Below are 11556 nucleotides of genomic sequence, written 5' to 3' on the forward strand. Positions count from 1 at the left end.
TGCCCTCAAGACGTCAATCGGAATCCCAGCCAGGCGGCGGCCAGTCCGGCCGCCACACTCGCGACCACGTAGACGACGGACGGGAGCGCCCGCCGGATCCGCAGCAGTCCCACCGATTCCACCGCGAACGTCGAGTACGTGGTCAGTCCGCCGCAGAAACCCGTGCCCAGCAAGGCGAATGTCTGCACGGACATCGACGCCCCCGACAGCAGTCCGAGGATCAGGCACCCGGCGACGTTCACCAGGAAGGTGGCCACCGGAAAGCTGCGGTACGAGTCGACGTACCGGCCGGTGAGGTACCGCGTCGTCGCACCGAGCGCGGCGCCGAGGGCTACGAGGAGGACGGTCATGCCGCCGCCTGTCGCGCCAGCCGGTGCCGGTGACCGACGAGCATCCCCAGCCGCGCCGCGAGTAGGGCCGGTATCAGGGTGGCCACTACGTAGAGCGTCGCGGTGACGGCGTCCTCCCGCACCGCGTCGACCGCGAACGTCGAGAACGTGGTGAAGCCGCCGAGGACGCCGACTCCGAGGAACAGTCGCCACAACCGGTCCGGCCCGACCGTCTCGGCGAGGTAACCGAGCAAGAGCGACCCGACCACGTTGATCAGAAGGACGGTCCAGATGCCCGGCCACAGGGCGGCCAGCAGGAATCTCGCGGACGCACCGAGCGCACCGCCCAGGGCGACCACGGCCACCGGTTTCGTCAGGGACACGGCACACATCGTGTCACGGCTGAGGGGCGGGGCCGTTCGAACTCGCAGGGCACAAAAAATCCGGGCCGGACACCTGGTGGTGTCCGGCCCGGACTCGGTGGAGCTGCCGGGAATTGAACCCGGGTCCTCCGCAGCAAAGCTAGGGCTTCTCCGTGTGCAGTTTGCTATGTCTCTACTTGGATCTCCCAGTCTCGCAAACAAGCCAGGATGACGATCCCAGTCGCTGTTGGTTGTCCCATTCGACTCCGCGACCGAGTCGAACGGTAAAGCCCTCTAGCTGATGCCAGTACCCGGGCCGAGGGCGAACCCGGACTGACAGACACGCAGTCGCTACTTAGGCAGCGAGTGCGTAGTCGCGCTGATTGGAATCGGCGCTTATATGTTTGCAGCGACGCTTACGGTGGTCTCTTGCCTGCACCGACACGCTTCCCCTACCTCAACGTACGCAGTCGAAACCGTTCAGCCCCGTACGTGCCCCACGAGTCTCGCGGGGCCACCTAGTGTAACGCGAACCCGGTCCGGATTCATCCCGGTTTTCCTCCCGAGTGTCGGCGACCGTATTTCAGCTGGCCACGGCGATCATTCCGACGGCCGCGAGGGCGAGGAGCATTCCCGCCTGCTGCATTCTGCTCACCCGTTCACCGAGCATCACCATCGCCAGCAGCACGGTGGCGGCGGGGTACAGCGATCCGATCACGCTGACGAGCGACAGCAGACCGCCCTGGAACGCGTACATCATGGCCGCATTGGCCAGGACGTCGAGGAAACTCACGTACACGGCGAGCTTGAGGGGTTCGCCGTGCGGCAGCACGAAGTGGCCGGCGGACAATGCGACGAGCCACACCACCGCGGTCGCCGCGGCACGGGACACGGCGAGCGCCCACATCCCGCCGTCGTCACCGATCTGATGCAGCGAGACGAAGGAGAGCGCGAACGCGATGCCAGATCCGACGGTGAGCAGCGCCACGGTGCGGGTGAAGCGCAGCACCCTGCCCCCGGCGACCTCTCCCGCGGTCTCGTCGGGAGATTCCCTGCTGACGAGGACGACGGCGACGAGGGCCACGGCGATCCCGATGTACGCGATGGGCCCGGGTCGCTCACCGAACGCGAGCCCGATCAGTACCGGAATGCCCGCGACCAGCACGGCCGTCAGCGGCGACACCACCGACATCGGTCCCGAGGCCAGCGCGAGGTAGAACCACCAGACCGCTACGCCACCGGCCACTCCCGCCACGGCGCCCCAGACGAGGGACGACGAGGTGAGTGTGCCGCCGGCGAACGGGGCGATCACGAGCACGATCAGCAGCGACAGCGGGTACGACACGATGACGACGCGTAGCGCCGCGATCCTGCGGGACGCGACTCCCCCGATGAAATCGCTCACGCCGTAACCGATCGCGGCCACGAGCGCGAGCAGGATGGACGTCAGCGCATGCCCTTGACTCGGCGGCCGAGTTCGCGGGTCACCTCGCGCTCGGCGGTCCGCCTGGCCAGATCCTGGCGCTTGTCGTAGTCCTGCTTACCCTTCGCGAGCGCGAGCTCCACCTTGACCTTGCCGTCGGAGAAGTACATCGACAGGGGAACCAGAGTCTGGTTTCCCTCCCGCGTCTTGCCGACGAGGTGTTCGATCTCCCGCTTGTGCAGCAGCAACTTCCGGGTACGGCGCGGCGCGTGGTTGGTCCACGTGCCCTGCGTGTATTCGGGAATGTGCAGTGAGCGCAACCAGACCTCACCGTCGTCGACGGTGGCGAACGCGTCGACCAGCGACGCCTTGCCCTCGCGCAGACTCTTCACCTCGGTACCGACGAGGGCGATCCCCGCCTCGTAGACGTCGAGGATGGTGTAGTTGTGACGCGCCTTGCGATTGGTCGCAATGACCTTGCGGCCCTTTTCCTTCACGTTCCGGGCCTTTCAGTCCGCGATGTCCGAGGTGAACAGTTCGTACCCTCCAGCATAGGAGAGGAGGCAAACCGAATTATTCGCGGACGTACAAGCGCAGGGTCACGTACGCGGTGACCGCCGCCATTCCGACGCCCACGAGGATCAGCACCGGTGAGACGAACAGCACGTCACTGTTGGAGATCCGGGCCACGATGTTGGCCTCGTACACGTCCGCGAGCACGTCGTCGATGAACATGTTCTTCGCGGTGAACAGGCCCACGATGGCGAGAACGGCACCCACCAGTGCGGCGACCACCGCCTCGAGCAGGAACGGCAACTGTGTGTACCAGCGGGTGGCGCCGACCAGCCTCATGATGCCGACCTCGGTGCGCCGGGTGAACGCCGCGATCTGAACCATGTTCGCGATCAGCAGGATTGCCGCGACGGCCTGCACGATCGCGATCGCGAACGCGGCGTTGCGCACGCCGTTGAGGACGCTGAAGAGCCGCTCCACCAGCTCGCGCTGGTTGAGAACGCTCTCGACTCCCGGGCGGGTGCCGAACTTCTCGTTGATCACGCCGAACCGCTCGGGGTCGCTGAGCTTGACCTTGAACGAGGCCGGGAAGCTGTCGGGGCTGACGAGTGCGGCGAGCTCGGGTTGATCCTTGAAGACCCGCTCCGTCGCGTCCTTCACGGCGTCGTCCCGGTTGAGATACTCCACCGACACCACCGACGGCGTCTCCTCCAGCTCGGTGCGCAGCGTCTTGCAGATCTCCCCCTCACACCCCGGGTCCGACGTGGAGATGTCGTCGGTGAGAAAGATCTGCACCTCGACGCGGTCCAGGAAGATCTGCTGGGTTTTGCCGGCCATCTGCACCACCAGCAACCCGCTGCCGAACAGGCCGAGGGAGATCGCGGTGGTGAGGATCATCGCGATGGTCATGGTGACGTTGCGACGGAGTCCTGTCAGAACCTCACTGAAAATGAAACTGGCACGCATCGGGGAATCAGAGTCCTTCGTAGGAGACTTGGGGACAATACTGAAGCTGGAGTGCAGGGAGGGCGGCTAACGCCCCACGCCGTACACACCCCGAGCCTCGTCGCGCACCACTCTGCCGAGGTCCAGCTCCACCACCCGACGGCGCATCGAGTCGACGATGTGGTGGTCGTGGGTGGCCATCACCACCGTCGTTCCGGTGCGGTTGATCCGTTCGAGCAGCAGCATGATGTCCTGGCTCGTCTCCGGGTCCAGGTTTCCGGTGGGCTCGTCGCACAGCAGCACCAGCGGCCGGTTCACGAACGCCCGCGCGATGGCGACACGCTGCTGCTCACCGCCCGACAGTTCGGTGGGGAGACGATCCGCCTTCCCGGACAACCCGACCATCTCGAGCACCTCGGGCACGGTCCGGGAGATCATCGCGCGCGGCTTCCCGATCACCTCGAGCGCGAACGCGACGTTCTCGGACACGGTCTTCTTCTGCAGGAGCCGGAAGTCCTGGAAGACGACGCCCATGCTCTGCCGCAGCTTCGGCACGCGCCGGGCGGAAAGCTTGTTGACGTGGAAGTCCGCGATGTGAATGTCACCCGACGTCGGCGACTCCTCCTTGAGGAGCAGGCGCATGAAGGTCGACTTTCCCGAGCCCGACGGGCCGATGAGGAAGACGAACTCGCCCTTGTCCACCTCGACGCTCACCTTGTCCAGGGCGGGCCTCGTGGAGGTCTTGTACGACTTCGACACATTCTCGACGCTGATCACGAGGAGCCAGTCTAGACGTTATCGAACAGTGACCAAATGGAGCGACGCGCGGACCTCATCGCCCACTCGGCGGTGTCGCCGACGTCGTCGGGACGGAAGACGTGGTCGGCGGGGTGCCCGTGGGCGGAGGCGGAAACGGGTTGGGAATCCCGAACGGCAACGTCGGGGTCGACGTCACCTGGCTGGTCCCCGTGGGCGCCGTCTCCTGCGGGGTCGGCTCGGGCGTCGCCTCGGTGGTCGTGACCGTCTCCGACGTCGACTCGGTCGTCGTCTCGATCTCCGATGTCGGCAGCGTCGTCTCCTGAAGGGGCGCTTCCCGGGTGGGCACGACAGCCGGCGCGACGGGTCCCTGGACCACTTCTTCGACGGGGTTCAGGTACGTGTACAGCGTGTACAGCACCACCCAGAGGATGCACAGCACCAGCGTCGACGTCCGCACCCGTCCGCCGAAGATCTTCGCGGGAAGGAACGACGAGTGCAGAATCCGGTCCAGTCCGCGCCGCGGTTCGTCGGTCATCCCTCGCCCTCCGCTGCCCGGACCGTCTGGAGGTCCGGTTCGACAGTGATCCCCTGCCGTCTCATCGCGGTGGCGATCCGCACGCGCAGTGCGCGCCCCACCTGGAACTGCTTACCCGGCAGGGTTCGCGCCACTACGCGAACGCTGACCTCGTCGACCGTCAGACTCTCCACTCCCATCACCGTCGGTTCGTCGAGCAGTAGTTTCTTCAGTCCGCGATCCGCGAAGGCCTCGACACCGACCTGGTGCAGCACCTCGTTGACCCGGTTGATGTCCGACGTCGCCGGGACGGGAACGTCGATCACGGCACGCGCCCAGTCCTTGGACAGGTTGATCGCCTTCACGATCTGGCCGTTGGGAACGGTGATGACCTCACCGTCCGAGTTCCGCATCCGGGTGACCCGGAGCGTGACGTCCTCGATCACACCCTCGGCGTCTTCCGACGACCCCGTCACCGCGAGCTGCACGGTGTCGCCGAACCCGTACTGCCGTTCGGTGATGATGAAGAAGCCGGCGAGGATGTCCTGCACCACGCGCTGCGCGCCGAAACCGAGCGCCGCACCGAGCACGGTGGCCGGGGCCACCAGGCTGCCGATCGGCAGACTCAGCTGGTCCAGCACCTTCATCGTCGCGATGACGTAGATGATGGTGATGATCACCCAGGTGATCACCTGCGCCACCGAATGCCGGTGCTTGGTCGCCTCGGACCGCACGAGGGCGTCGCCCTGCATGTAGTTGCTGTCGATCCGGTCGGTGACCTTGCTGCCGCCCCAATTGACGAATCGCGCCATCAGGATCGCTCCGAGGACGGTGAGCGACACCGCAAGCCCCGTCGACGAGAGCCAGTCGAGCAGGTTCTGGGTGGGAGCGAACATTGCCGCCGTCGCTTCCATAGGTATCAGGACGCCTGATTCTCGCGCATCCGCCAGCGGATGCCCGATTCGAGGAATCCGTCGATGTCACCGTCGAGCACCGCCGACGGGTTGTTGACCTCGTACTCGGTGCGCAGATCCTTGACCATCTGGTACGGGTGCAGCACGTACGACCGCATCTGGTTGCCCCAGGAACTGCCGCCGTCGCCCTTGAGCGCGTCCATCTCGGCACGCTCCTCCTTGCGCTTGACCTCGAGCAGCTTGGCCTGCAGGACGCGCATCGCCGACACCTTGTTCTGTAGCTGCGACTTCTCGTTCTGACAGGTCACGACGATGCCGGTCGGGATGTGCGTCAACCGGACCGCGGAGTCGGTGGTGTTGACGGACTGCCCACCGGGGCCCGAGGAGCGGTACACGTCGACGCGGACGTCGTTCTCGTTGACGTCGATGTGGTCGGTGGTCTCGACCACGGGCAGGACCTCGACCTCGGCGAACGACGTCTGGCGGCGACCCTGGTTGTCGAACGGGCTGATCCGGACCAGCCGGTGCGTGCCCATCTCGACGGACAGGGTTCCGTAGCTGTACGGCGCCTTGACCGCGAACGTCGCGCTCTTGATGCCGGCCTCTTCCGCGTAGGACGTGTCGTAGACCTCGACGCCGTAGCCGTGCTTCTCCGCCCAGCGGACGTACATGCGCATCAGCATCTCGGCCCAGTCGGCGGCGTCGACGCCACCGGCGCCGGAGCGGATGTTGACCAGCGCATCACGCTCGTCGTACTCGCCGGAGAGCATCGTCTTGACTTCCATCGCGGCGATGTCTTCACGCAGGCTGTGCCGCTCGGCGTCGACGTCCGCGATGGCCTCCGCGCCCTCGTCCTCGGCGAGTTCGTAGAGCACCGGCATGTCGTCGAGCCTCGACCGCAGTTCCTCGACGCGGCGCAGTTCGGCCTGCGAATGCGAGAGCTGGCTGGTGACCTGCTGGGCGTGCTCCTGGTCGTTCCACAGCTCCGGATCGGCGGCCTGGTGTTCGAGCTCGTCGATGCGGCGGCGCAACTCCTCCACGTCCAGCACCGATTCGACGGTACGGAGGGTGGTGTCGAGCTCGCTGAGGTCTGCGGATACGTCGGGATGCACGGTTCCCAAGGTTACCGGGTGCGCGCGCGGACCCTCTCACCCCTGCTTCCCAGCCGAAGTCACCCCTTCCGATCGCGCCGAGTCGAACCCTTGCGCACCCCGGGCACTCCTTGTTGCATGCACGAGTACGCACTTGTTTGTGCCGCCATTCCGGACGGAGTCGACGATGACCGTGACCGACCAGTACCTGAAGAACAACGAGGAGTACGCCGCCCGATTCACCGGGCCGCTCCCCCTTCCCCCGAGCAAGCACGTCGCGGTCCTCGCCTGCATGGACGCGCGTCTGGACGTCTACCGGGTCCTCGGCATCCAGGAGGGTGAGTCGCACGTCATCCGCAATGCCGGCGGTGTGGTGACGGACGACGAGATCCGGTCGCTCGCGATCAGCCAGCGACTGCTCGGCACCACCGAGATCATCCTCATCCACCACACGGACTGCGGGATGCTCACGTTCACGGACGACGACTTCAAGAAGTCCATCCAGGACGAGGTCGGTATCGAACCGGCCTGGTCGGCCGAGGCGTTCTCCGACCTCGACGAGGACGTCCGGCAGTCGCTGCGCCGCATCCGGTCCAGCCCGTTCATCACGGCGACCACGTCCCTTCGCGGGTTCGTCTTCGACGTCGCCACGGGAAAGCTCGCCGAAGTGAAGTTCGACTGAGTTCGCGCCGGCGCGGTACGAATAAGCACTACGAGTAATCTGTGCGACCGTGACCGACCTCCACGCCGACCTGCAGCTCGCCCTCCGAATCGCCGACGAAGCGGACGCGATCACCAGGGCGCGATTCGGGGCGCTCGACCTGTCGGTCGACGACAAGCCCGACCTCACACCGGTCACCGACGCCGACCTGGCCGTGGAACGGGCAGTGCGCGCGACGCTGGAAGCCGAGCGGCCCGCCGACGCCGTCCTGGGTGAGGAGTTCGGCGGCAACGCTCAGTTCACGGGACGCCAGTGGGTGGTCGACCCGATCGACGGGACCAAGAACTTCGTCCGCGGCGTCCCGATCTGGGCCACCCTGATCGCGTTGCTCGAGGACGGCGTTCCCACCGTCGGCGTGGTGAGCGCCCCGGCACTCGCGCGCCGCTGGTGGGCCGCTTCGGGCGCGGGCGCCTGGTCGACGTTCGACAGGTCGGAGCCCACTCGCCTCGCCGTCTCCGCTGTCGACCGACTCGGATCGGCCAGCCTCACGTTCTCGAGCCTGTCGGGATGGAAGGAACTGGGCATCCGCGAACAGTTCCTCTCCCTCACCGACGACGTGTGGCGGGTCCGCGGCTTCGGTGACTTCTTCTCCTACTGCCTGCTCGCCGAGGGCGCCGTCGACATCGCCGCCGAACCCGAGGTGTCGCTGTGGGACCTCGCGCCCCTCGACGTCCTGGTGCGCGAGGCCGGCGGCCGCTTCACCAACCTCGCCGGCGCCGACGGCCCGCACGGAGGCAGCGCACTGGCCACCAACACGCTGCTGCACGACGAGGCGCTGTCCCGTCTGCGCTCGAACTGACGTCGGAGTCAATTCGAACTGACGTCGGAGTCAATTCAGACAGCGGGTTCTGACAGGACTCCGGCGGAGGAGTCCGCCTCCGCCCTCCTCGGCCCCGAGACTCCCCGATTCCGCGGTTGGCCGCGTCCACCGTCGACGATTCCGGGGCCGCTACTTCACGCCCACCGCACGCGCGGGCACGTCCGGGATCCTGCCTGGTCGCTGGACCCCACCTGGGGTTACGGCGAAACCGCTGCTCGGTCCGAGCCGACTTCGCCCTCGCTCGCGCCGCCCCTCGACTCGACCCGGCGGTGACGGAGCCGACGAATCCGGGGATATCGATCATCGTGTCGCCCTAGGTGAGCGGACTCGCCGCCACCTCCTCCCCGAACATGCGCCGGGACGCTTCCGCGGACGGTCGCAGGCACTCGAACTTACTCAATAGTAGACACCCACCTTACTCCTGAGTAAGATAGATCGTGTCCACGCCCGAACACCGAGAAACAGCTGGTGATCATGAGCAAGCAAGACACTGTTGCCCCCAACGACAGCGCGAAGCGGAAGCCCCGCGACACGTCCGCCGTCGGACTGAATCCGGTCAAGCGCGACGCCATGGGTGCCGCGATGCGCGTGCTGACCAAGATCACCGGTTCCGATCTGGCCGAGAAGTACAACCTTCGCCAGACGATCGACCGGGTGACCTACGAAGGCACGAAGACCGGCTTCAAGACGCTCGGCGCCGCGACCCGCGGGTTCCAGAAGGTGTCCGGCGGCGGTGCGCCGAAACGCCTCCCCGACAACCCGACCGCCAAGGCCGGCTACTTCGACCTCACCCCGAGCGACGAGCAGCAGATGATAGTCGAGACCGTGCGCGAGTTCGCGGCCGAGATCCTGCGCCCCGCGGGCCACGACGCCGACGCTGCTGCCGCTGCCCCTGCGGATCTCGTGAAGCGCGCCGCCGAACTCGGCATCACCCTGATCAATGTTCCCGAGGAACTCGACGGGGCCGCCAGTGAGCGCGGGGCCGTCACCAACTCCCTCGTCGCCGAGGCTCTCGCCCACGGCGACATGGGACTCGCCCTGCCGATCCTCGCGCCGAGCGGCGTCGCCGTCGCCCTCACCCAGTGGGGCACCGACTCCCAGCAGAAGACCTACCTGCCCTCGTTCACGGGCGAGCAGGTTCCGAACGCCGCCGTGGTCGTCTCCGAGCCCCGCGCACTGTTCGATCCGTTCGCGTTGCAGACCAAGGCGGTTCGCTCGCCCAGCGGTTACAAACTCAACGGCGTCAAGAGCCTCGTTCCCGCCGCCGCCTCGTCGGAGCTGTTCATCGTGGCAGCCGAACTCGACGGCAAGCCCTCCTTCTTCATCGTCGAGGCCGACACGAAGGGACTCGTCGTCGAGGCGGACCCGAGCATGGGTCTGCGCGCCGCGGGCCTCGGCCGGCTCAACCTCACCGACGTCGCCGTGCCCGAGTCGGGGCTGCTCGGCGACGCCGACGCCGACGTGCGGAAGGCCGAATACGCCGACGCCATCCGGCTGGCCCGCCTGGGCTGGGCGTCGCTCGCGGTCGGAACCGGACAGGCCGTCCTCGACTACGTGATCCCGTACGTCAACGAGCGGGTCGCGTTCGGCGAACCGATCAGCAACCGTCAGGCGGTCGCGTTCATGGTCGCGAACATCGGCATCGAGCTCGACGGCCTGCGTCTGGTGACGTTGCGCGGCGCCTCGCGCGCCGAGCAGGGGCTCTCCTTCGCCCGCGAGTCGGCCCTCGCCCGAAAGCTGGCGTCCGAGAAGGGCATGCAGATCGGCCTCGACGGCGTTCAGCTGCTCGGTGGCCACGGTTACACCAAGGAACATCCCGTGGAGCGCTGGTACCGCGATCTGCGCGCCATCGGCGTCGCCGAGGGCATCGTCCTGATCTGAGCGGCCGGATTCGAACTAAGGAAACTGTCATGATCAACCTCGAACTTCCCAAGAAGCTCAAAGCCTCCGCGAATCAGGCGCACCAGGTCGCCGCGGAAATCTTCCGGCCGATCTCCCGCAAGTACGATCTCGCCGAGCACGCCTACCCCAAGGAACTCGACACCATGGCCGCCATGGTTGAGGGACTCAACGACTCCGGTAAGGGCGCGGCGGGCGCCGCCCTCGGACGGGGCGACGAGCCGAAGGTCATCGGGAACGTGAACGGCGGCAACATGTCGTCGCTGATGAACGTCATCGAAACCTGCTGGGGCGACGTGGGTCTCACACTGGCGATCCCGTACCAGGGCCTCGGCAACTCGGCCATCGCCGCCGTCGCCACCGACGAGCAGCTCGAGCGTTTCGGCAAGGTGTGGGCCTCGATGGCCATCACCGAACCCGGTTTCGGTTCCGACTCCGCCGCCGTCACCACCACCGCGGTGCTCGACGGCGACGAGTACGTGCTCAACGGCGAGAAGATCTTCGTCACGGCCGGCGAGCGCTCCACGCACATCGTCGTGTGGGCCACCGTCGACAAGACGAAGGGCCGCGCCGCGATCAAGTCGTTCGTCGTCCCGCGCGACGCCCCGGGCCTGAGCGTCGCCCGCCTCGAGCACAAGCTGGGCATCAAGGCGTCCGACACCGCGGTCCTGCTGCTGCAGGACTGCCGGATCCCCAGGGACAACCTGCTCGGCACGCCGGAGGTCAACGTCGAGAAGGGCTTCGCCGGCGTCATGCAGACGTTCGACAACACCCGTCCGATCGTCGCCGGCATGGCGGTCGGCCTCGGCCGCGCCGCGCTCGAGGAACTGCGCAGCATCCTCTCCGACGCCGGTGTCGAGATCTCCTACGACACTCCCGCGTACAACCAGCACGCGGCCGCCGCCGAGTTCCTGCAGCTCGAGGCCGACTGGGAAGCCGCCTACCTGCTCGCGCTGCGCGCAACGTGGATGGCGGACAACAAGAAGCCGAACTCTCTCGAAGCATCCATGTCGAAAGCGAAGGCCGGTCGCACCGGAACCGCCATCTCCCTCAAGGCCGTCGAACTTGCCGGCACCTTGGGCTACTCGGAGCGCCCGCTGCTCGAGAAGTGGGCGCGCGATTCCAAGATCCTCGACATCTTCGAGGGAACGCAGCAGATCCAGCAGCTGATCGTCGCTCGCCGTCTGCTCGGAAAGTCGTCCGCTGAGCTGAAGTAGCAGTTCGAGGGGGACTTTCATCGAGGGGTGCAGCCCCCGCCGCACTCAC

13 protein-coding genes and 1 other RNA gene are annotated in these 11556 nt (G+C 66.6%); 4 read left to right on the forward strand and 10 right to left on the reverse strand.

Translation table 11 applies throughout. The annotated features are described in order from the left end of the window. Positions 1-5 precede the first annotated feature (5 nt). The 10 genes from crcB to prfB all read right to left on the reverse strand — a co-directional run bounded on the left by crcB (position 6) and on the right by prfB (position 6871). The gene (gene crcB / locus GO592_RS17545; protein WP_007296786.1) at positions 6-350 is read right to left on the reverse strand and encodes a fluoride efflux transporter CrcB; all 345 of its coding nucleotides are present in this window, start codon (positions 348-350) and stop codon (positions 6-8) included. Further along, a complete protein-coding gene (locus GO592_RS17550) occupies positions 347-721 on the reverse strand; it encodes a fluoride efflux transporter FluC (RefSeq protein ID WP_039950989.1) in 375 nt (124 codons plus the stop codon). Before GO592_RS17550 ends, crcB begins: the two co-directional genes overlap by 4 nt. Before the next feature lie 86 nt (positions 722-807). Then, positions 808-1179: a transfer-messenger RNA gene (gene ssrA / locus GO592_RS17555) on the reverse strand. 95 nt (positions 1180-1274) lie between these two features. Further along, positions 1275-2129 carry a DMT family transporter gene (locus tag GO592_RS17560; RefSeq protein ID WP_082324896.1) on the reverse strand — a complete coding sequence of 285 codons (855 nt, stop codon included), beginning with the start codon at positions 2127-2129 and terminating at the stop codon, positions 1275-1277. Positions 2130-2137: 8 nt separating this feature from the next. Beyond that, on the reverse strand, positions 2138-2611 hold the full coding sequence (smpB, locus tag GO592_RS17565; RefSeq protein WP_005240226.1) for an SsrA-binding protein SmpB: 474 nt from the start codon (positions 2609-2611) through the stop codon (positions 2138-2140). Between the two features lie 76 nt (positions 2612-2687). Continuing rightward, positions 2688-3593: a permease-like cell division protein FtsX gene (gene ftsX / locus GO592_RS17570; protein ID WP_005240225.1), complete on the reverse strand. Its 906-nt coding sequence runs from the start codon at positions 3591-3593 to the stop codon at positions 2688-2690. 66 nt (positions 3594-3659) lie between these two features. After that, a complete protein-coding gene (ftsE, locus tag GO592_RS17575) occupies positions 3660-4349 on the reverse strand; it encodes a cell division ATP-binding protein FtsE (protein WP_005240222.1) in 690 nt (229 codons plus the stop codon). 55 nt (positions 4350-4404) lie between these two features. Then, on the reverse strand, positions 4405-4866 hold the full coding sequence (locus GO592_RS17580; RefSeq protein WP_005572214.1) for a hypothetical protein: 462 nt from the start codon (positions 4864-4866) through the stop codon (positions 4405-4407). After that, positions 4863-5759 carry a mechanosensitive ion channel family protein gene (locus GO592_RS17585; protein ID WP_005240218.1) on the reverse strand — a complete coding sequence of 299 codons (897 nt, stop codon included), beginning with the start codon at positions 5757-5759 and terminating at the stop codon, positions 4863-4865. Before GO592_RS17585 ends, GO592_RS17580 begins: the two co-directional genes overlap by 4 nt. Before the next feature lie 5 nt (positions 5760-5764). Next, positions 5765-6871, reverse strand: a complete 1107-nt coding sequence (prfB, locus tag GO592_RS17590) for a peptide chain release factor 2 (protein ID WP_005259617.1) — start codon at positions 6869-6871, stop codon at positions 5765-5767. A gap of 166 nt (positions 6872-7037) precedes the next feature. On the opposite strand from prfB, the gene GO592_RS17595 reads away from it, so the two are divergent. The 4 genes from GO592_RS17595 to GO592_RS17610 all read left to right on the forward strand — a co-directional run bounded on the left by GO592_RS17595 (position 7038) and on the right by GO592_RS17610 (position 11507). Beyond that, positions 7038-7532 carry a beta-class carbonic anhydrase gene (locus tag GO592_RS17595; RefSeq protein WP_007296783.1) on the forward strand — a complete coding sequence of 165 codons (495 nt, stop codon included), beginning with the start codon at positions 7038-7040 and terminating at the stop codon, positions 7530-7532. Between the two features lie 49 nt (positions 7533-7581). Then, positions 7582-8370, forward strand: coding sequence for a histidinol-phosphatase (gene hisN, locus GO592_RS17600; RefSeq protein ID WP_005259619.1), 789 nt, complete (start codon positions 7582-7584; stop codon positions 8368-8370). Between the two features lie 489 nt (positions 8371-8859). After that, positions 8860-10272 (forward strand): acyl-CoA dehydrogenase family protein, encoded by a 1413-nt coding sequence (locus GO592_RS17605; protein WP_007296782.1) that lies wholly within the window; start codon positions 8860-8862, stop codon positions 10270-10272. A gap of 29 nt (positions 10273-10301) precedes the next feature. Continuing rightward, positions 10302-11507, forward strand: coding sequence for an acyl-CoA dehydrogenase family protein (locus GO592_RS17610; protein WP_005572206.1), 1206 nt, complete (start codon positions 10302-10304; stop codon positions 11505-11507). Positions 11508-11556: the final 49 nt, after the last annotated feature.

The sequence above is a fragment of the Rhodococcus sp. 21391 genome (assembly GCF_016772255.1).
In the GTDB taxonomy this organism is placed as follows: domain Bacteria; phylum Actinomycetota; class Actinomycetes; order Mycobacteriales; family Mycobacteriaceae; genus Rhodococcus_F; species Rhodococcus_F opacus.